Raw genomic sequence first — 21,436 nt, 5'->3', positions numbered from 1 at the left:
AAAATATTTGAACAATTAGGTTAGGTTTTTAGACTTTTATGTTATCTCTTCTCAACTAGACTGTAAAAACCATTGAGGAGATTTGAATATGATCTATTTACGCAAAGCATCAGATCGCGGCCACGCCAATCATGGCTGGCTAGATAGCTGGCATACCTTCTCATTTGCCAACTATTACGACGCCAATTTTTTGAATTTTTCAGCGCTGAGAGTGATTAATGAAGATTTCATCGAAGCAGGTCAAGGCTTTGGTACCCATCCACATAATGATATGGAAATACTGACCTATGTACTTTCCGGTGCAGTTGAACATCAGGATAGTATGGGAAATAAAGAGCAAGTACCCGCCGGTGAATTCCAAATTATGAGTGCAGGTACCGGTATTCGTCATTCAGAATATAACCCGAACAATGATCGCCAATTGCATCTGTATCAAATCTGGATTACTCCAGACAAAACCGGCTTGGCACCGCGTTACGAACAGCGACGTTTTGATGATGTGCAAGGTCGCCAGTTAGTGCTCTCTCCCGATGCACGGGATGGCTCACTAAAAGTCTTCCAAGACATGACCTTGTGGCGCTGGGTACTGAAAAGTCATGAAACTTCCGAATATCTTACAGAGAATGGCCGTTATATCTGGATACAAGTGGTACGTGGAGAAGTAACTGTTAATGGGGTGCAAGCAATCACCAGCGATGGTCTGGCGATTAGGGATGAAACCCATCTTCAACTTAACGCCGGTGATGATAGTGAAATATTGCTGTTTGACCTTCCTGCGGCATAAATCCCCAATAAACCTCACCCATACGGATGAGGTTTATTTATACAAGAAGAAACTCACAATTACAGTTTAGGACCCGCTTTTACTAACGCTTCTCCTGCTGGGGTATCCGTGTATTTATCAAAGTTATCGACAAAACGATGTGCCAGATCTTTCGCCTTCTCTTCCCACTGAGATTTATCTGCATAAGTATCACGTGGATCAAGAATGTCGGTATCAACACCAGGCAACGCAGTCGGAACCGCCAGATCGAAGATAGGTAATGTAATGGTGTCAGCTTCCTCAATATCACCACTCAGGATGGCGTCAATGATTCCACGGGTATCCTTAATAGAGATTCGTTTACCCGTCCCATTCCAGCCAGTATTCACCAAATAAGCCTTGGCACCTGCGGCCTGCATGCGTTTTACCAAGACTTCCGCGTATTGAGTTGGATGCAGACTTAGGAAGGCGGCGCCGAAACAGGCAGAGAACGTTGGTGTTGGTTCCGTCACACCACGTTCTGTACCAGCCAGTTTTGCCGTGAAGCCAGACAAGAAGTGATATTGGGTCTGCTCCGGTGTCAGACGGGATACCGGAGGCAACACGCCAAACGCATCTGCCGTCAGAAAAATGACCTTGGTCGCGTGACCTGCTTTGGAAACCGGCTTAACAATGTTTTCAATATGATAGATAGGATAAGAAACACGGGTGTTTTCAGTTTTTGAACCATCATTGAAATCAACCGTGCCATCTGCCAGTACCGTCACATTTTCCAGCAATGCATCACGTTTAATCGCATTGTAGATATCAGGTTCTGCTTCTTTGGATAGATTGATGGTTTTCGCGTAACAGCCACCTTCAAAGTTGAATACGCCGTCATCATCCCAACCGTGTTCATCGTCACCAATCAGCTTACGTTTTGGATCAGTAGAAAGCGTGGTTTTACCTGTACCTGATAAGCCGAAGAAGACAGCAACATCGCCCTTCTCACCAACGTTGGCAGAACAATGCATTGAAGCAATGCCTTTTAATGGCAACAGGTAGTTCATCATTGAGAACATCCCTTTCTTCATTTCACCGCCGTACCAGGTACCACCGATAAGCTGCATACGCTCTGTCAGGTTGAACGCGACAAAGTTTTCAGAATTCAAACCCTGCTCTTGCCATTGTGGGTTAGTGCATTTTGCACCATTCATTACAATAAAGTCTGGTTTGAATCCGGCCAATTCTTTATCTGAGGGGCGGATAAACATGTTCTTAACGAAATGAGCCTGCCATGCAACTTCTGTAATAAAGCGGACTTTTAGGCGTGTATCTGCATTCGCACCACAAAAAGCATCGACAATAAACAAACGTTTGCCTGAAAGCTGTTGAGTAACCAGACCTTTCAGATGTGTCCATGTTTCCTGTTGCAATGGCTTGTTATCATTCTTGCCTTTTCCCTGGTCAGCCCACCATACGGTGTCACGGGTAACATCATCACGGACAATATACTTATCTTTGGGGGAACGACCAGTGAAGATCCCCGTATCGACAGCCACAGCCCCCAGGTTGGTCAAAGTGCCAATCTCGTAACCTTCCAGTGAAGGTTTGGTTTCTTCTGAAAATAACAGCTCATAGCTTGGGTTATAAACAATCTCACTAACATCATGGATTCCATAGTCCGCGAGTTCCTGCGGGGTAATGCCTTTAACACTCATGTTATTGCTCCTGGGTCCTGGATAGTCACGCTTTTTCTGTGAGCAATAATAAATAGTTATGATTAATTAACAGCGATTGTTATCAAAAAATTGAAAACCTATCATTTTTATCCACCCCAGCTTCGGCAAGAAAATACGGCTGTTTTCCTGATCCAGTTTCACGCCCTGAGGATAGCGGAAAGCATCGTTCTGACCTCGTTTCTTGAAACGGGGGAATGCTGCGCGCTTCCGGAAAAAATTTTTGTAGGCGCGTTCCAGAGCTTTTAGCGACTGCTGTGATGGCGCTTCTTTAAGCCATTGCATATCTGGCGTATCTGCATCGGATTTCCAGTCAATGAACCATGAAGCCATTTTGGTATAGGTTGTGTCCCGCCTCATGGTTCTCATTCTGGAGAGCCAGCGCACGGTTGAAAACAAAGCGACAAGCACCGGCGAAGCGCCGCATATCACGCTCCTGCTGACCATCTGGTCTTAACTGGAATTTGAAGGCTTGTCGTCGTTTCATACGCCCTATTATACTTTGGTCTATGACAAATGAAACGGATATTCGACGCGGCAGACACTGCGTATTCCTGATGCATGTGCATTGGGTATTTGTTACCAAGTGTCGGCGCAAAATCTTTGCTCTTGATGCTATCGAAAAGCGACGTGGATACTTTAGCTCTGTGTGCAACGATTTTAACGCTGAACGGGTTGAAATGGACGGCGAACGCGATTATGTTCACTTTCTGATCAATTATCCGCCTAAATTGGCAATATCAAGTCTGGTCAACAGCCTCAAGGACGTGTCCAGCCGCTTGCTGCGCCGCGATCGCCCTGATATAGCACTGCGCTATTTTTACACAGGTGTTCTGTGGAGTCCGAGTTATTTTGCGGGGAGTTGTGGCAGTGCGCCGATATCTATCATCCGGCAATACATTGAACAGCAGCAAACACCTGGGTAGAGCCCCTTATTCTCCATGCTCCATGATAGGGATCCTGCTTTATGGGATCATGAAAGGACACTACTTACTTAGAGAACTTGAACGACTTGCGCGTTTAGATTTAGGCTGTATTTTTGTCAGTCAGAGAATTACGCCCGATCATGCCAGTCTTGGGCGTTTTATTTATCAGCACCAATCCGTCCTGACGGAACCGTTTTTTAAGGCACTGACCTTATCCATTTTGCACCGTAGTCATTCGGAGGGCTCGTGCCTGGCCGGTGACGGGACAGTGATAGAGGCGGCCTGTTCTCATTACCACCTTTTAACTCAGGAGGCAATTGGAACAGGGAGCCAACGTATTACGGCGCCGACAAGAAAATCGTGAAAAAAAGGGAAGGATGCCAGCCAACTGCGTATCAATCCAACAGAACCCGAAGCCGTCGTCCAGAAACTCAAGCGGGGAAGGGGATTTTCAACTTCCTATAAACCGTCTGTTGTTGACTAAAACAGACGTATTATCGTCGCTCAAACGGTCGATCCCTCCAGTGAAACCCAAGTGATGGCCGCGTTATTGGCGCAGAATCTCACTATCTCGGGAGGTCACCCGGAAAAGCTGTTATTGGATGCCGGTTATTTCCATGACGATGTGATTGCTGAGGCGCAGAAACATCAGATCTTGCTGTTTTGTGCAGAAAATTCAGACCGACAGCGTGCACGAAAAATCTATCCCAAATCATTATTTACTTATGATGCTGAGCAAAATTGCTATATTTGTCCTGCCCATCATCAATTGTCCCTGCAAAGTACAGTGAAAGCCGCTGAAAAAACGCGGACCTATCGGGTTTATAGCGCTGACAATTGTGCCGGATGCCCGCAGAAAGCGGGCTGCACAAAGGCTAAAGGAGGAAGAAAAATAAAACGTTATCCGGAAGATGAAGGGCGGGAGACGCTTCGTTTGCATATGGCCAGACCCGAGTCAAAACAAATATTGAGTCAACGAAAGAGCCTGGTAGAACCGGTATTTTCGGCATTACGGGGAATTCAGAGACTGGAACGCTTTCGGCATAAGGGATTATCAGCGGTAAAGCTGGAGTTTTCCCTGCATGCAATGGCCTATAACTTATCAAGAGCTGTGGCTCTGATATTAGGGATTATTTTTAGCCTGTTATCCATACAAATAACAGGCTGCCCAAAGTCAGTGATTGAATTTAACTTGATGCTTGAAAAAGTGACCTTAACCTTTTGCGACATCCTCTGAGGGACGGGGTTTTACGGCGCACCGGATAAATATTAGTGTAACCGGCTCTTTTTTTCTGACCTGATTTCAACGATATCATCAGCATCAAAAATATAGTGCGTACCGCAGTATTCACACTCCATATTGATGTTGCCATCTTTCTGCAAAATATGATTAACATCCTCATCGGAAAGTGTGACTAACGTGTCAGCACAACGTTGACGAGAGCAAGTACAGCAGAATTCAACGGGTTGCGGCTCATATAATACAACATCCTCTTCATGATAAAGACGATGCAAGATCTCTTTAACTTCCAGTGAAAATAGCTCTTCACCTTTAATGGTTGCAGTAAGCTGTACCAGATGATCAAATACGTCTGCACTACCTTGCTCCGCGGCTGGCAAAATCTGTAGCAACATACCGCCGGCAGCGATCTTTCCATCCTGAACACCGGTACGGATAGACAGACGGGTTGGTAACTGTTCAGACTGTCTGAAATAATCATCCAAACATTCCGCCAGCGTTTCACCTTCCAATGCAACGACACCCTGATAGCGCTCACCATGAGTTGGTGTAATGGTAATGACCATATAGCCTGTGCCAACCATCTGCTTCAAGCTGCTATTTTCAGCAACTAATCCGTCAATACGGGCGACACCGCGCATTTGTTGCTGATGATTACCGTTAATGACAGCCAGTTTTACCGGGCCATCTCCCTGAATTTGAACAGTAATATCACCATCAAATTTCAGTGTCGCCGTTAATAAACTGGTTGCTACCAATAGCTCTCCCAATAATTGCTGTACCGGCTGCGGGTAATCATGATTTTCCAGAATATGCTGGTAAGTTTCACTGGCTAAAACCAGCTCACCACGTACAGAATAATTCTCAAACAAAAAGCGGTGTAATTGGTCTTGTTTAAACATAAGTATCTCTCACTGGAGCAGATTATTCCTGCTCACTTAATTTGGTGTTTTTGAACTTAATCAGCGTGCGTCTCTCTTTTTTATCCGGCCGGCGATCAGGATGAGGCATAGTTAATGCGTTCATTTTACGGGCTATTGCTATTTTTTCCCGGTTAGCAATACTTTCTTCAGTCTCTCGGTAAAGTTGTTGAGCTTCCGGTGCACCGCGCCGATGGCTGCTTAACGCAAGAACTTCAATAATACGTTCATCATTACTCTGACGCAGTTTAATTTCAGCTCCGGGTTCAACCACTTTACTCGGTTTACTTCGTTGACCATTATAGTGAACTTTACCACCATCTATCATTTCCCGTGCCATAGCCCGTGTTTTATAAAAGCGGGCAGCCCACAGCCATTTATCCAGACGGACAGCTTGATTGGAGTCTGAATTATCTTTCATTTTTTTCTCCCAATATCAGCTCCGGCAAAAAAGCCAAGCCTAACACACCATTGCTGATTATCGCCAATGTGTAGGTGGGAAAGCCGTATCAAAACAGCTATCGTAATACTGCCTGATTTTGCTTAGACGTTGTTTGTTTTGCCAGTTTTTCTTAACAGCTAACACCAAATTAATGACCAAAATCGCCAAAAGCACCAAGAGTAAAAGCGTTGTGCCAATACAACGGATCAGCGTCATGGAATCCAGTGAACTATGTAATACAATCCGGCGGGTTCCATTAGTATCTACGGACAATTCTGTAATAATTCCTATTGTCTCAAATGGTGTTTGCAACACCGTATCCGATAACCGCTGTAACTCACTCCATTGTTCTAACGCGCTATGGTCATAAGAAACAATTGCCGGCGTGATATATTCAACCAGCTGTTTACCTTCCTCACTGATCAGCAGAACACCGCCCGGAGAAGGGCTATTAAGCAGGATTGCTATTTTATCTATTTCCCGGTAGATAAATGACGATGTAGTCGCATCAACCAGCTTTCCCAGCGCTTCAGCCCCCGCTGGACGCAATAAAACATGGATGTCATCAAACTTGCCATCTTCTGTATTTTTTAACAAAGTTGTCCAATCATTGGCGCTACCCAGGTTAACCAAAGCATTCTTCAATCGGAAACAGTCTACTTCTTTTCCACATAATTTATTAGTTTTCAATATGATATCAGGAAAATCATCCAATAAAATCATACCAGATTTGGCAATCTCCTGAGCAAGACCTGAATTAATCACATCGCTATTTTCCTGTAGACGTAATTGCTTATTAACGGTTGCAATCAGTTTAGCCGCATTTTTTATAACTTCTGATTCTTGGATTGGCAGTGAATGAGTACTATTCCAATATATCCCTGAGCAATCGAATGGAGAAAAATAAGTGTTTCCTTTGCCGTTCATATTATTTGGCGGCATATAACACATACCAACCCCTTTTGCTTTCAGGATATCCCCGACCCGCAACGCCATCTCTTTCATCGTATTAGCATCAGTGACAACCTTCGTGCTGCTACCACGCAACCAGGCAAAACTGAGTTTCATTGGTACACTGACCGGCTGATAAAAATAGAGCAGCAGCATAATAAGCAAGCTGCCACCAATCATTATTAGATTTTTCCCATAACGGTGATAAGGATAATTTTTCTCCTCATTGTGCAAAGAGAGATAATGCCCTTGCCTGACCACCTGGCCGTTAGTGTAAATATCGATATTGGTTTTCTGATCAAGATCGCAGGTAACATAAGATTCCCAATGAGATGGGTAAATTAAATCAATCCCACCAAGAGAGATATTACTCATTTGCCCTTGTTCAAATTCTCCAAATAATCCCCACCGTTTTGGTATACCGGTAAGACAGTGAATATCCTCGCGTCTGCGTCTTGAAGACGGACAGAACAACGGCCAAAAGCTGACAGCCATTAAAGTACCAGCAATCAACATCAGCCACGGCAAAAACAGTATCGGTGAGAGTAACGCAAAGAACCAAATAAAAAACCCGAGACACAAGAATCCTCCCTCCCAAATACCCGATGAGTGATTCAACCGGTATTCTTCTGCTGTCTCTTTACGGATATTTTGTAATTTTATGCTGGTATCGCCATTTTTTTGGATCGATGCCTGCTGATGGGACATATCTGAAGCTACTGGAGCAGAAGGAAAATCCCGTTGAAAATCTTTCAGGAAGTGACCATTAATCGAAATAACAAGTGGTATTCCCGCAGTGTGAACAACATCAATAATATTTTGTTGTTTAATAAAAGGCTCAAGGAAAAATGGCAAATGAACTTCTGCCATATCAATATAATAACGCCAGCTATGTGGTTCATCTGAGGCAACAGAAAACCGGGTAATGGAATTACAGATAGTATAAACCGTGTCATTTTTGTCCGTCAGAATTAACCCGCTTGTTTTATTGATACGGTCGGTTAAAACCAGTGGCAACACCTGCTTCAGATAACATTCAATGGCCTGATATTCATCAACATGAAGTTTACGATAGGTCGGGTCAGCAACAGAAGGCAGATAACGCGCGTTATCATGCGGCTTCCATCTGAAAATCAGAAAAGAAGCCATTATAATCAGGCTAATCATCAAGATAGCCAATATAACGGCTGTTGAGTTCATTTTTTCCCCATATTCATGACAATATTTGCTATTGTTGCTTGCAAAATAGTAACCGCTCGTTCAGTTCTGAATCAGGTTATTTCTATCTGTTTTTTTAATTTATTTTACAACAAGTTATATAATCACCCGCTGAACTATCTATAACACAGATCTATCTCCAAAGAGGATAAAGATAACAGTAACAACGATGACAAGCGATAATCACTATCATTTATCAAAATAATCGGCCATATTTAGTCAAGCTCTGGAGTGTACCTAATTTCATCATAAAACCTAAGGTTAATGAAATAATTTATGACGTAATAATGCACAGACACTCAAATCAACCAAATATTAATGCCATCAGGGGCAACTATGAATGACCAGAAAAACCCTAAAATCCTGAACATAGAGAACATTGCCCATTCACGTTTATTTCATATTCAGTCAGTCGATCTCGAATTCAGTAACGGTGTAAAACGCGTTTATGAACGGATGCGTCCAGCAACCCGGGAAGCGGTTTTAATCGTCCCGGTCATTGGGGATGAATTAATACTTATCCGTGAATACGCAGTAGGTATTGAGCAATACGAATTAGGCTTTCCCAAAGGTGCTATCGACTCTGGTGAAAGTATCCTTGAAGCGGCTAACCGTGAATTGAAAGAAGAAATCGGTTTTGGCGCCAGAAAAATAGAGCAATTAGCCAAACTTACTATGGCTCCGTCCTATTTTTCCAGCAAAATGAACATTGTTATTGCGGAAAATCTCTATCCGGAAAGCCTGGAAGGGGATGAGCCTGAACCATTGCCGCAAATACGTTGGCCAATAGCCGATATGATGTCATTGCTGGATCACGCTGACTTCAACGAAGCGCGAAATGTCTGTGCCCTGTTTTTAGCGCAAAAACACTTATACCGTCGTTGAAGTTAACAGGCACAACGGATTTCCCGTTGTGCCTGGTTTATTATCAGAATAGCTCCTGACTTTCACCATTCTCGATCAACGTTGTACCAACTTCCTGCACCGCACTCTCTGTAGGCTGAGTTCCGTCAATAAAATACTCACTGCGGGTATCTCCACCTCCACCAGCAAGTTTACCTGTTTTACGATCTATCACGACGGAAACAATACCCGGAGGGGCGGCAACTTCTTTTTCAGGAACACCCTCCAGTGCAATTTTCATAAAGTCATCCCAAATTGGCTGCGCACTCTTAGCACCCGCCTCACCACCACTGGCTGCTGTACGACCAAGGCTTCTACGGTGATCGTCAAAACCAATCCAGACGGTCGTCACAATATCCGGCCCATAACCTGAAAACCAGGCATCCTTTGAACTGTTGGTTGTCCCGGTTTTACCACCAATATCACGACGTTTCAGATCACGCGAGGCACGCCACCCTGTACCGCTCCAACCTAGCTCACCAAAAATATTGGTATTCAAAGCATCATGGATCAGAAATGCTAAAGGGGTACTGATAACGTGAGGAGCATATTTTTGCCCATCTTCACTACCATCAACTACCGGAACCCTCTCTAATTCAGGCAGAGGTAATATCTCCTGCTGCCCGACCTGAGATTGAGCTACATTTTCAATCGAGTTTTCAGAAAGTTCGATTGAACGCACCGTATCACCATAAATCACCGGAATATCGCACTGTGGACACGCAATCTTAGGTTTCGCCTCAAACAGGATATCCCTATCTTCATTTTCAATTCTGGTAATGAAGTAAGGATCTATCAAATAGCCGCCATTGGACATGACCGAATACCCACGCACTATTTGCATTGGTGTAAATGATGGGGATCCCAAAGCCAGAGATTCTGTACGAACAATATTTTGTGCCGGGAAGCCAAACCGTTGCAGGTAATCAGCGGCATAATCAACCCCCATCGCACGCATTGCCCGAACCATTACGGCGTTCTTCGATTGCCCTAATCCCTGACGCAAACGAATTGGCCCCGCATACGTTGGCGGGGAATTTTTCGGGCGCCAATCAGTACCAGCGCCCGCATCCCAGCGGCTGATTGGCAGGTCATTAAGCAACGAAGCCAGCGTCAGCCCTTTATCCATCGCAGCGGTATAGAGAAACGGTTTAATATTGGAACCAATCTGACGTAATGACTGCGTAACACGGTTAAACTTACTTAAGCTGAAATCGAACCCACCCACCAGCGCTTTTACAGCGCCATCATTAGGGTCAATAGAAACCAAAGCCGCATTAACTTCCGGCATTTGTGACAACCACCAGATATCTTTTACTTTCCGAACCCAAACCTGTTCACCAGCCTGAACCACTTCATTCACACTACGTGGAACCGCACCCTGCACACTATCAGATTTGAATTTTCTGGCCCAACGGACACCCGCCATCGGCAATTCTGCACTGCTGCCATCAACCAGCATCACCGTCGCTTGATCAGCTCCCGTGCTAGTCACAACCGCCGGCATTAACGGCCCATAATTTGGCAGAGCCTTAAGCTTCTTAATAATCTGTTCCCTATCCCAGGCAGGTTCACCCACTTTCCATAACACTTCCTGCGCCCCGCGATAACCATGACGCATATCGTAATCAATGATGTTATTACGCACCGCATCCGTAGCAGCCAACTGAAGCTTGCGGGTAATCGTGGTATAAACTTTATAACCGTCGGTATAAGCATTCTCGCCATAACGCTCAATCATGTTCTGACGTACCATCTCAGCCAAATAGGGCGCAGAAAAAGCAATCTGAGGTGCATGATAATTCGCCACCAGCTTTTCACTTCTGGCTTGATTATATTGCTGCTGAGTAATATAGCCCTGATCGAGCATACGGCTCAGAACCACATTCCGGCGGTTAATCGCCCGGCCATAAGAATAAAGCGGGTTAAAAGTAGAAGGGGCTTTTGGCAGACCGGCAATCATGGCCATTTCACTCAATGTCAACTCATTGACACTCTTACCAAAATAAACCTGAGCCGCAGCCCCGACACCATAAGCCCGGTAACCGAGATAAATTTTATTGAGATAGAGTTCAAGGATCTCATCTTTATTCAGTAACTGCTCAATCCTGACAGCCAGAAAAGCTTCCTTGATTTTACGCATCAATGTTTTCTCAGGACTGAGAAAGAAATTTCTCGCCAGTTGCTGAGTAATGGTACTGGCCCCTTGAGAAGCATGGCCTGAAGTCATCGCCACAGATGCCGCCCGGATAATTCCTATAGGATCAACGCCATGATGTTCATAAAAACGACTGTCCTCCGTTGCAATAAATGCCTTCACCATAACAGGTGGAATTTCGGACAGAGTAAGAGGCATACGGCGCTTCTCACCATACTGAGCAATAAGCTCTCCATCCGCACTGAACACCTGCATTGGTGTCTGTAATCGAACATCTTTTAATGTCGCCACATCAGGTAACTGAGGCTCGATATATTTGTACATGCCAAAAATCGAGGCTGTTCCCAGAAAAATGCAACTCACGACAAAGATTAAAAAATACTTTACGAACTTCACCTGAAATTTCCCATGCCACGTTAGTTGGGTGGTTTATAAACAATCGGCGCGTAGTATAAAGGTTACACAGCACCTTGAATATGGTCTTTTATTAAAATTACTGATATGGAGATCGTCATATGTACTCACCAAAGTGGTATGTCGGCCTGGACATCCAAAATGGAGCCATTCGTGCCGTCGCAGCCATAAAACGCCGTAGTGGCTGGCAGCTTCACCACTGCTGGCAATATCTTTTATCTGATGCAGTTATGCCAGAAGGTCGTTTACAGCGGCCAGAGATATTATGCGATATATTAAATCAATGGCGCCAAAAATTACCCAAAAAAATCAGTTTCAGACTCGCCTTACCTGTACAGCAAACATTGCAGCGGAATCTGACGTTACCTTCAGATATCAATCTTAAAGAGCCGGAACAAGGCTGGTTTATCAATGCCAGCGCTGAAAAACAATTTCCCTTTAACACCCGAGAATTGGCTCTGGATTACCGTATTATCGAGCAAAACGCCTATATCAGCGCAGCCCGTCAGAAAGATCTGGATATCTGGCTACAATGCCTTGCACAAGCAGAAATCTTCCCGGACGCCATTGATATTGCCCCCTGTGCACTACGCTATATAGCGCAATATGCTGGCGTTCCGGCTGATAGCTGGCTACTGCACCGGCAACAATCCAGTTGGTTATGGGTATCTCCTGCCAATGCACCCTTTGCTTATGATTTGGTAGCAGCAAATACCGCAACTTCTCCACTACAGGTTATTAGCCAATTACCGGCCTCATCCATAACTAAAAAGAATATTTATTACAGCAGCTACCAACAGGAAACGCTGCCTGAAGGAACTTACGCCTGGGATATGCTGGCAGCATTCCGTCACTATCAACCACCGCTCCCGATTCAACTGATGGAATATGTGATAGCCGGCGGCTTGGCACTCAGACCGGATGATAAATGATGTATCAGGTTAATTTTCTGCCCTGGCGACAAACCCGGCTGAAATCCCGCTATCGTTGGTGGACGATTCTTCTCCTATTGCAATTGGCGTTGTGGCTGGCAGTGCTCGTCTGGATGTCGTTGAAACAACTGGAAACGATTAACAAGCATCAAAGACAATTGCAACAACTCAACCAGCAACAATTACATTTACAACAACAGATAACTCAGACAGAAGAGGCGTTCAATCTTCACAACAAACTGGCCTATAAATTAAAACAACAACAAACGCGGCTGAAACAGAATCAGCAACATTTGAGATTATTCAATGAATTACCTGAGTTACTACCGGAAGGAAGTTGGCTAACCGCTTTCGATGATCATGCAGGTCAATTGAAATTGGTTGCTAACAGTCTGGATTATTCCAGTATGACATCGCTGCTGGATAATCTCGAAAATAACGGACAACTATCTGAAATTCAACTGAAAAAAATGACCACCACTGAACAGCAAATCAGGCAGTTTATTATTGACGCGAACTGGCAGACGGAGATACCCGATGATAAAAAATGACTATTTATGGTGGTTTGCCAAACCCGCCTGGCTGCTCTTTATTTGGCAGCAAACTATCATCATCCTGGTCCTGATCCTGTTTTATCTTTTCTTCTGGCAAGAGAAAGCTGAACAGGAAATTGGGCTGACACAGGAAATAATTGTCCAGCAAACCAATACAAAATCAGCCAATAACCAGCTAAATCAGTTACCTCAGTTGGAAGGTATACGGCAACAGATAAACCAAATTGAAAATGAACTTAACCAGCCACCACAAAACACCGTAAAAATTACCGCAGTAAAACAACTGCAACAACCGTTGATAAATTCTGGCGGGCAAATTATTGAATGGCAACGTAAAAATGAAGGAGAAAAAACGCTCTGGCAAATAACGATTTATTTAAACTATGAACAAATGCTGGATTTTCTTGATGCATTACAGGCGTTATACCCGCCGCTGCTGATCAAACAGTTTTCTGTTTCTCCATCAGGTGAATCTCTAAATGTCAAAATGACCTTGTCAGAAACCTCATATGAGGAATTTTATGACTAAAATATTTATTCTGTTTATCATTTTCCTGCCTGCTATCTGCATTGCAGAAATAAGAAACCCTTTTGCTCCACCAATAACAGAAACAGAAGAGCAACCTATTGAGTTATTTGATCAATCAGTCAATGAAGCTGAGGTTCAGCACCTCTCAACAGCATTACAATATGCAGACGCAGAAAAAATTGCCCTTAATCTCAGACAAAATATACCCGCACTGATGACCAAAGAGGGTAAGGCTGATTTTGATCCTGAAACTAACAGCCTAATTTTACAGGATAGCGCCATTGCAATCGCTCAGATAAAAAGCTGGCTGAAAGAAATAGATACACCACAACAGCAGGTGCAGATTACCGCACATATCGTAACCAGCAGCAGGGAAGCATTGCATGAACTGGGAGTCTATTGGGGGATGCCGATAGGAGATCAACTTAATACATCAACGGGCATAAACCGCCTGAATATCAACCAAGCTGCCAACGACAACATGCACCGATTTGCGTTCAATATTGCCCGCATCCATACCCGTTTGCTGGAAATGGAACTCAGCGCCTTAGAACAGGAAAACCAACTGGATATTATCGCCAGCCCAAGACTAACCGCTTCACATCAACAGTTAGCCAGCATTAAACAAGGCTCTGATATCCCCTATGTCAGTCAGGAAAAAGAGAAAAGTACCGTGCAATTTAAAGAAGCCGTACTTGGAATGGAAGTCACACCCCATATATTGAGAAAAGATAAAATCAGACTCTCACTGAAAATCAGCCAAAACATGCCGGGAATTTCAATCAGTCAAGGTGGTGGTGAGAATTTAACCATCGACAAACAGGAAATAGTGACCCAAGTTACTGTAAAAAATGGTGAAACACTTATTCTCGGTGGAATTTTTCAACAGAAAAAAAGTGAGAAAACCCAAAAAGTACCTTATCTATCAGACATCCCTCTGATCGGTTCGTTATTTAGCCAAAAAGGTCATAAACACAGCCGACGTGAGTTGGTGATATTTATCACGCCTCAATTGATGGATATTTAATCGAATGAAAAAATATAACCACTATATCAGTGATGTCGGCAATAAAAAATTCAGCAATTAGGTATGATTATGCGCAGATTTTTTCATCTAACCCTGTTTATAGATTTGACGCTGAGTCCGATTTAGCATACAAGAGTGAGCTAATTGAATAGTCGGGTTAATATCACAATAATAACCAGAGCTTCCGTTACAAGAAGCTCATCGTTGATTTATATAGTTGCAAACTTGGCTGATGTACTGAGATAATTTTCTCACCAGTCGGCCTCCGGGAAACCTCGTTCTTCAGGACGGGAAGGAAAGGAAGTGATTTTCCCACTAACGATTAATTTTTGCATTTTTACATTTTCCTATGTAGTGTGTGACCCTATGAAACACGCATATAAAGCGCGACATATCAAAGCTGTCAGGCTGACAGTGTTAGCCTACGGAGAGAAGGTAAGCCTGGGCTCGCGTCACTGCGAGTCAGGTACGTCTCTGTGAAGTGGGAATCCTCTTCCTTTTAAGAAGAGGAGCAGTCAAGAGGGTTTCAGTTTAGGTCCCGCTGCTAATTTGATTGGCGGGGCGGGTTATCATTAACGAATAGTCTTAGTAATACCAAAAACATGGCAGAGAAACGTAATATCTTTCTGGTTGGGCCTATGGGTGCCGGCAAAAGCACTATTGGTCGTCAGTTAGCTCAGCAACTCAATATGGAGTTTTATGACTCCGATCAAGAAATTGAGCGACGTACCGGAGCTGACGTGGGCTGGGTATTCGATGTGGAAGGTGAAGAGGGCTTCCGCGAACGCGAAGAAAAAGTGATTAACGAACTCACTGAAAAACAAGGCATTGTACTGGCAACTGGCGGGGGCTCTGTTAAATCCAGAGAAACCCGTAATCGTCTGTCTGCCCGTGGGGTCGTGGTCTACTTGGAAACCACCATTGAAAAACAGTTAGCACGCACCCAGCGCGATAAAAAACGTCCTTTACTTCAAGTTGATGCACCAGCACGCGAAGTTTTAGAAAATTTAGCGAACGAACGTAATCCTCTGTATGAGGAAATAGCTGATGTCACTATCCGTACCGATGAACAAAGCGCTAAGGTTGTCGCTAACCAAATCATTGAGTTACTGGAAAAGAACTGATTCAAGTAAGTCTGTACAGCGATAAACAATAAAGGCGAAGGCTGCTATGGAAGAGATCACTGTCACTTTAGGGGAGCGTAGCTACCCAATTACTATCGCAAAAGGGTTATTTGATGCTCCTTCTGCTTTTGCACCCCTAAAAGCAGGTCAGCAGGTTATGCTGGTGACGAATCAAACCCTGGCTCCGTTGTATCTGGCAAAAGTAAAAGCCACTTTGCAGCTAGCCGGGATTCAAGTAGATGAAGTTATTCTGCCCGATGGTGAACAGTACAAATCTCTTTCCGTATTAAATGACGTATTTTCTGCTTTGCTGGAAAATAACCATAGCCGGGATACAACCCTTATCGCTCTCGGTGGCGGCGTAATCGGTGATTTAACTGGTTTTGCCGCTGCCTGTTATCAACGTGGTGTCCGTTTTATTCAGGTTCCTACCACCCTTCTTGCTCAGGTTGATTCCTCTGTAGGAGGAAAAACCGCAGTAAACCATCCTCTTGGCAAAAATATGATAGGTGCGTTCTATCAGCCTGCCTCTGTGATGGTCGATCTTAATTGCCTGCAAACACTTCCAGCCCGTGAGCTTTCTTCAGGTCTGGCTGAGGTAATTAAGTACGGTATCATTCTCGACAGCGAATTCTTTAGCTGGCTTGAAAATAATATGGATAAACTGCTCAATCTTGATGACCAGGCAATGGCTTACTGCATCCGTCGTTGCTGTGAATTGAAAGCAGAAGTTGTCGCAGCAGACGAAAAAGAATTGAGTGGCCTGCGTGCCTTGCTAAATCTTGGTCATACATTTGGTCATGCAATTGAAACAGAAATAGGATATGGCGTCTGGCTGCACGGAGAAGCTGTTGCCGCAGGAATGGTTATGGCAGCAAGAACCGCTCAACTGGCTGATAATTTCTCTGAGCAGGATACTCAACGTATTATCCGATTGCTAGAGCGGGCAAATCTACCTATACACGGGCCAAAAAACATGCCACCGGAAGCTTATCTCCCGCATATGATGCGGGATAAGAAAGTTATAGCAGGTAAATTATATCTGATTCTTCCGACAAAAATTGGCAAAGCTAATCTCCGTTCAGACATTGGACATGATTGTGTCCTTGAAGCTGTCCGCCAGTGTTTACCACCTGAAAATGTGTAATTATCAATAAATTAAATGTTTTTTTGCATACATCTGGTTGTTGTGTCATAAAATAGCTACTTTATCAGACAAATTTTCATTCATTGCTATTTAGGTCAGCCTATCGGACCGGCTTTAATTGCAATTGGCAGTATTAGCTCTGTTTGGAGGGCATATGGACGAATTCAAATCAGAAAATGAACAAAGGGCGGATAACGAGTTTAGGCCAGATACCTCAGACCGCCGTCCTTCACGATCACGCCAACCATTAAACAAACCCAAGTTTGCGGTTTCACGCCAGCAAATGATGATCGGGATTGGAATTTTGGTGCTGTTACTGCTGATTATGGCTATCAGTTCTGCTTTAAAAGCGCCAACTGAACATGAGAAACAGCAATCTCCAAATGTTGCAGAAAAAAATATTGATTTATCAGGTTCACCATCCAAAAACGATAACAATCAATCCGTCACATCGGAGAATACCACTGCAAATACAATTAACGGGCCACAGGAAATCAATATTCCTCCTGTCAGTGGTACCCCAACGCAACCTCAACAGCCCCAAGTTAACAATGGTGAAAGCCAGCGCATTGAATTACCTGGACATACTCCTGATGCACTGACTCAGCAACAAAGTAATATAAATCATGCAGTGCAGAATCTGAATCAGGCCCAGCAACCGCAGACAGTAACACCACCACCAGCGGTACAGCAGAAACCGGAAAATATCCATCCACTGAAATCAGAAACATCAGCTAAATCAAAACCATCTACAAGTCATACCAGCAACAGCAAAAATAATGTGGCCGGCAGTAATCCGCTGAAAGCCCCGGCAAATCACTACACTTTGCAATTAAGTAGCGCCAGCCGTTCAGATACACTGACTGCTTTTGCTAAAAAGAATAACCTCACACATTACAAAGTCTATGAAACTAAACGTAATGGAAAAACCTGGTTTATTTTGATTCATGGTGATTACAGTTCCGTTTCTGAAGCCAAACGGGCCGTTTCATCTCTGCCAACCGAGATTCAAGCGAAAAAACCTTGGGTTAGAACGATGCAGCAAGTGCAACAAGATCTGAGAAATTAAAACAATATTTATTAGGCGCTGATATGCTGTCCTAAACAGAGTACAATCTGCGGCTCTGGAATGATTGAGTAATTAATTGACAGCATGAAAAAAAAACGCGCTTTCTTAAAATGGGCCGGTGGAAAATACCCGTTGGTTGATGATATCAAACGTCATCTGCCAGCGGGTAATTGTCTGATAGAGCCATTTGTTGGCGCAGGTTCTGTTTTTCTGAACACAGACTATGATTCTTACATCCTCGCTGATATCAACAGTGACCTAATTAACCTGTACAACACAGTAAAATTCAGGGCTAATGAGTTTATTACTCATACACGCCCTCTGTTTACCCAGGAATACAACACCGCTGAACATTTTTATCAGTTACGGGAACAATTTAACCAAAGTACCAATCCGTTCCAGCGTAGCGTGTTATTCCTTTATCTCAATCGCCATTGTTACAACGGCCTCTGTCGTTATAATTCTCATGGTAAATTTAACGTACCGTTCGGCCGTTATAAAAAACCCTATTTTCCTGAAGACGAATTACATTGGTTTGCTGAAAAATCCCAAAATGCCACTTTTATCTGTGAGCACTATCAACACACTTTGAACAAAGCACGGGAAGGCTCGGTTATCTATTGCGACCCACCTTATGCCCCTCTGTCAGCAACAGCAAACTTTACGGCGTATCACACCAACAGTTTTAACATTGCAGATCAGGAAAATCTGGCACAGATTGCATTTAAGCTATCATCAGAACGTGCAATTCCTGTTTTGATATCCAATCACGATACGCCAATGACACGAAAATGGTACCATCAGGCTTCACTTCATATTGTCAAAGCACGTCGCACCATCAGCAGGAATATCCTTGCCCGCAGTAAAGTAGACGAACTTTTGGCCTTATATCGCTAACTTATCCCCCCTTTTGCCTCGCATTAAGGGAGATAGAAACGATTTGGAGAAGATAATGAAAGATTTTCTGATTGCCCCATCCATTTTATCTGCAAATTTTGCGCAGTTGGGTGAAGATACAGCAAAAGTACTGGCAGCAGGTGCAGACGTTGTTCACTTTGATGTGATGGACAACCATTATGTTCCTAACCTGACTATCGGCCCTATGGTCTGTCAGGCTCTACGGGATTATGGCATTACTGCGCCAATTGATGTGCATCTGATGGTAAAACCGGTTGACCGCATTATCCCGGATTTTGCCAAAGCAGGAGCAACTTACATTACCTTCCATCCAGAAACCAGTGAACATATTGATCGCAGCCTGCAACTCATCAAAGAGCATGGTTGTAAAGCCGGCTTGGTATTCAATCCTGCAACTCCACTGAGTTATCTTGATTATGTTTTGGATAAACTGGACATCATTCTGTTGATGTCGGTCAATCCTGGGTTCGGCGGCCAATCTTTCATCCCTGGAACACTGGAGAAGCTGCGCCAGGTTCGTAAAATCATTGACGAAAGTGGTTATGATATTCGTCTTGAGGTGGATGGTGGTATTAAAGCCAGCAATATCGCAGAAGCGGCGGCCGCGGGTGCAGATATGTTCGTTGCTGGTTCTGCTATTTTCAGTCAGCCAGATTACAAAACCGTCATTGATAATATGCGTAGTGAATTGTTAAAGGTATCTCATGGCAAATAAGGTATTAAAAGATATTCGTGCTATCGCCTTTGATCTGGACGGCACGCTGGTAGACAGCGCAGGTGGTTTGGCTGATGCACTGGATCAAGCTCTGTTAGCTAAAGGTTTCCCTGCTCCGGGAAAAGAACGGGTTGCTGTCTGGGTAGGTAACGGTGCGGATATTATGGTCGAACGTGCGTTGACATGGGCCAGAGTCGAATTGACCACACAACTGCATCAAGAAACCCGTGAGCTGTTTGACCATTTCTATGAAACAACGGTAACAACAGGCAGTCAGTTGTTCCCGGAAGTCAAAGTCACATTGGCCGAACTGGCAAAACACAACCTGCCAATGGGTATCATCACCAATAAGCCAACACCGTTTATTGCTCCTTTGCTGGATTCTTTAGGTATCAGTGAATACTTTTCATTGGTGTTAGGCGGTGATGATGTTAAAAAGAAAAAGCCACACCCGGCACCTATTTATCTCACAATGGGCACATTCGGACTGCATAAGGAAGAATTGCTCTTTGTCGGTGATTCCCGTAATGATATTTTAGCGGCACAAGCGGCTGGTTGCCCTTGTGTTGGTTTAACCTATGGATATAACTACGGTGAATCTATTGAATTAAGCAATCCAGACTGCATATTAACGAATTTCTCGGATCTGCTATCCACAATTGGACTCCCATCTTTGAAACTTCAGGAAGCATAATAAAATGAATGAACCCACTGTATCTGAAAAACCAAACTCCCAAAAACCTATTGTATTCAGCGGCGCGCAGCCTTCCGGTGAATTAACCATCGGTAACTACATGGGGGCGTTACGTCAGTGGGTTAAAATGCAGGAAGATTATGACTGCATCTATTGCATCGTTGACCAACATGCAATCACTGTCCGTCAGGACCCAAAAGAATTGAGAAAACGCACTCTGGATACACTGGCGCTCTACCTGGCTTGTGGCATTGATCCAGAAAAAAGCACCATTTTCGTTCAGTCCCATGTACCACAGCACACTCAATTAAGCTGGGTCCTAAACTGCTATACCTATTTCGGCGAACTCAGCCGTATGACTCAGTTCAAAGACAAATCAACCCGCCATTCCGAAAACATCAACGCAGGTCTGTTTGACTATCCGGTATTGATGGCTGCGGATATTTTGGTATATCAAACAAACCAGGTCCCGGTAGGTATTGATCAGAAACAGCATCTTGAACTGAGCCGCGATATCGCTCAACGATTTAATGCTATCTACGGCGATATCTTCACTGTGCCAGAACCATTCATCCCAACTGGTGGTGCCCGTGTTATGGCCCTTCAGGACCCAGAAAAGAAAATGTCTAAGTCAGATGATAACCGCAACAACGTTATCGCTCTGTTGGAAGACCCAAAATCAGCAGCTAAAAAGATTAAACGTGCAGTCACAGATTCAGAAGAGCCACCCCGCGTTCGTTACGATCTGGAACAAAAACCTGGGGTTTCTAACTTATTGGATATCCTCGCTGGCGTTACCGGCAAAACTATTCCTGAACTGGAAACAGAATTTGCAGGCCAGATGTATGGCCATTTAAAAGGTGCTGTGGCTGATGCAGTTTCCGGTATGCTGACTGAGTTACAAGAGCGTTTCCATCATTTCCGTAATGATGAAGCCCTGCTGAACCAGATCATGGCAGAAGGTGCAGCTAAGGCAAAAGCCCGCGCTCAGATTACGCTGGATAAAGTGTACGAAGCTGTTGGCTTTATTGCTCATCCTTAATAATTAAGAGATAAAATGTGCACGTTTACCGC

Annotated in this window: 21 protein-coding genes and 1 pseudogene; 16 read left to right on the top strand and 6 right to left on the bottom strand. The window is 44.0% G+C overall.

The features are described from left to right. Positions 1–88 precede the first annotated feature (88 nt). Positions 89–784 (top strand): pirin family protein, encoded by a 696-nt coding sequence (locus VY86_RS08425; RefSeq protein ID WP_046974625.1) that lies wholly within the window; start codon positions 89–91, stop codon positions 782–784. 59 nt (positions 785–843) lie between these two features. Here the strand turns inward: VY86_RS08425 and pckA are convergent, their stop codons facing one another. Next, positions 844–2,463 carry a phosphoenolpyruvate carboxykinase (ATP) gene (gene pckA / locus VY86_RS08420; RefSeq protein ID WP_046974624.1) on the bottom strand — a complete coding sequence of 540 codons (1,620 nt, stop codon included), beginning with the start codon at positions 2,461–2,463 and terminating at the stop codon, positions 844–846. Positions 2,464–2,568: 105 nt separating this feature from the next. Then, a pseudogene (locus tag VY86_RS23205) lies at positions 2,569–2,968 on the bottom strand (RNA-guided endonuclease InsQ/TnpB family protein); the annotation flags it as partial. A gap of 22 nt (positions 2,969–2,990) precedes the next feature. Between VY86_RS23205 and tnpA the strand changes: the two are divergent. The 3 genes from tnpA (at position 2,991) to VY86_RS08400 (ending at position 4,644) form a co-directional block, all read left to right on the top strand. Further along, entirely contained in the window at positions 2,991–3,407 is a 417-nt protein-coding gene (gene tnpA / locus VY86_RS08410; protein WP_046974623.1) for an IS200/IS605 family transposase, read from the top strand. Next, on the top strand, positions 3,352–3,771 hold the full coding sequence (locus VY86_RS25740) for a transposase (protein WP_228939823.1): 420 nt from the start codon (positions 3,352–3,354) through the stop codon (positions 3,769–3,771). Before tnpA ends, VY86_RS25740 begins: the two co-directional genes overlap by 56 nt. Positions 3,772–3,945: 174 nt before the next feature. Further along, on the top strand, positions 3,946–4,644 hold the full coding sequence (locus VY86_RS08400; RefSeq protein ID WP_046974622.1) for a transposase: 699 nt from the start codon (positions 3,946–3,948) through the stop codon (positions 4,642–4,644). A gap of 32 nt (positions 4,645–4,676) precedes the next feature. Here the strand turns inward: VY86_RS08400 and hslO are convergent, their stop codons facing one another. The 3 genes from hslO to VY86_RS08385 are packed head-to-tail and all read right to left on the bottom strand — an operon-like array spanning position 4,677 to position 8,160. Beyond that, on the bottom strand, positions 4,677–5,549 hold the full coding sequence (gene hslO / locus VY86_RS08395; protein WP_046974621.1) for an Hsp33 family molecular chaperone HslO: 873 nt from the start codon (positions 5,547–5,549) through the stop codon (positions 4,677–4,679). Positions 5,550–5,571: 22 nt separating this feature from the next. Continuing rightward, a complete protein-coding gene (hslR, locus tag VY86_RS08390) occupies positions 5,572–5,988 on the bottom strand; it encodes a ribosome-associated heat shock protein Hsp15 (RefSeq protein WP_046974620.1) in 417 nt (138 codons plus the stop codon). Between the two features lie 57 nt (positions 5,989–6,045). Continuing rightward, positions 6,046–8,160, bottom strand: a complete 2,115-nt coding sequence (locus VY86_RS08385) for an IgaA/UmoB family intracellular growth attenuator (RefSeq protein WP_046974619.1) — start codon at positions 8,158–8,160, stop codon at positions 6,046–6,048. Positions 8,161–8,514: 354 nt separating this feature from the next. Here VY86_RS08385 and nudE point away from each other — a divergent pair, with 354 nt between their 5' ends. Next, positions 8,515–9,063 carry an ADP compounds hydrolase NudE gene (gene nudE, locus VY86_RS08380; protein WP_046974618.1) on the top strand — a complete coding sequence of 183 codons (549 nt, stop codon included), beginning with the start codon at positions 8,515–8,517 and terminating at the stop codon, positions 9,061–9,063. A 43-nt stretch (positions 9,064–9,106) separates the two neighbouring features. On the opposite strand, the gene mrcA is transcribed toward nudE, so the two are convergent. After that, complete coding sequence (gene mrcA / locus VY86_RS08375; protein WP_046974617.1) at positions 9,107–11,635, bottom strand: peptidoglycan glycosyltransferase/peptidoglycan DD-transpeptidase MrcA; 2,529 nt, start codon at positions 11,633–11,635, stop codon at positions 9,107–9,109. A gap of 119 nt (positions 11,636–11,754) precedes the next feature. On the opposite strand from mrcA, the gene pilM reads away from it, so the two are divergent. The 11 genes from pilM to trpS all read left to right on the top strand — a co-directional run bounded on the left by pilM (position 11,755) and on the right by trpS (position 21,404). Then, entirely contained in the window at positions 11,755–12,585 is an 831-nt protein-coding gene (gene pilM / locus VY86_RS08370) for a pilus assembly protein PilM (RefSeq protein ID WP_046974616.1), read from the top strand. Further along, positions 12,582–13,136: a PilN domain-containing protein gene (locus VY86_RS08365; protein WP_046974615.1), complete on the top strand. Its 555-nt coding sequence runs from the start codon at positions 12,582–12,584 to the stop codon at positions 13,134–13,136. Before pilM ends, VY86_RS08365 begins: the two co-directional genes overlap by 4 nt. After that, positions 13,123–13,668, top strand: a complete 546-nt coding sequence (locus tag VY86_RS08360) for a hypothetical protein (RefSeq protein WP_046974614.1) — start codon at positions 13,123–13,125, stop codon at positions 13,666–13,668. The genes VY86_RS08365 and VY86_RS08360 overlap by 14 nt, the downstream gene beginning before the upstream one ends. After that, positions 13,661–14,695: a type IV pilus secretin PilQ gene (gene pilQ, locus VY86_RS08355; protein ID WP_046974613.1), complete on the top strand. Its 1,035-nt coding sequence runs from the start codon at positions 13,661–13,663 to the stop codon at positions 14,693–14,695. The genes VY86_RS08360 and pilQ overlap by 8 nt, the downstream gene beginning before the upstream one ends. 602 nt (positions 14,696–15,297) lie before the next feature. Beyond that, positions 15,298–15,819, top strand: a complete 522-nt coding sequence (gene aroK, locus VY86_RS08350; RefSeq protein WP_011144496.1) for a shikimate kinase AroK — start codon at positions 15,298–15,300, stop codon at positions 15,817–15,819. A 46-nt stretch (positions 15,820–15,865) separates the two neighbouring features. Then, a complete protein-coding gene (aroB, locus tag VY86_RS08345) occupies positions 15,866–16,966 on the top strand; it encodes a 3-dehydroquinate synthase (protein WP_046974612.1) in 1,101 nt (366 codons plus the stop codon). A 154-nt stretch (positions 16,967–17,120) separates the two neighbouring features. Continuing rightward, positions 17,121–18,035, top strand: coding sequence for an SPOR domain-containing protein (locus VY86_RS08340; protein ID WP_046974611.1), 915 nt, complete (start codon positions 17,121–17,123; stop codon positions 18,033–18,035). A gap of 84 nt (positions 18,036–18,119) precedes the next feature. Continuing rightward, positions 18,120–18,932 (top strand): adenine-specific DNA-methyltransferase, encoded by an 813-nt coding sequence (gene dam, locus VY86_RS08335; protein ID WP_046974610.1) that lies wholly within the window; start codon positions 18,120–18,122, stop codon positions 18,930–18,932. A 55-nt stretch (positions 18,933–18,987) separates the two neighbouring features. Then, positions 18,988–19,668 (top strand): ribulose-phosphate 3-epimerase, encoded by a 681-nt coding sequence (gene rpe, locus VY86_RS08330; protein ID WP_046974609.1) that lies wholly within the window; start codon positions 18,988–18,990, stop codon positions 19,666–19,668. Continuing rightward, positions 19,658–20,362: a phosphoglycolate phosphatase gene (locus VY86_RS08325; RefSeq protein ID WP_046974608.1), complete on the top strand. Its 705-nt coding sequence runs from the start codon at positions 19,658–19,660 to the stop codon at positions 20,360–20,362. The genes rpe and VY86_RS08325 overlap by 11 nt, the downstream gene beginning before the upstream one ends. 4 nt (positions 20,363–20,366) lie before the next feature. After that, positions 20,367–21,404, top strand: a complete 1,038-nt coding sequence (trpS, locus tag VY86_RS08320) for a tryptophan--tRNA ligase (protein ID WP_046974607.1) — start codon at positions 20,367–20,369, stop codon at positions 21,402–21,404. Positions 21,405–21,436: the final 32 nt, after the last annotated feature.

Source organism: Photorhabdus thracensis (assembly GCF_001010285.1).
Taxonomy (GTDB): domain Bacteria; phylum Pseudomonadota; class Gammaproteobacteria; order Enterobacterales; family Enterobacteriaceae; genus Photorhabdus; species Photorhabdus temperata.
Note: the sequence above shows the minus strand (reverse complement) of the source record. Positions and strands in the feature narration are given on the sequence as shown.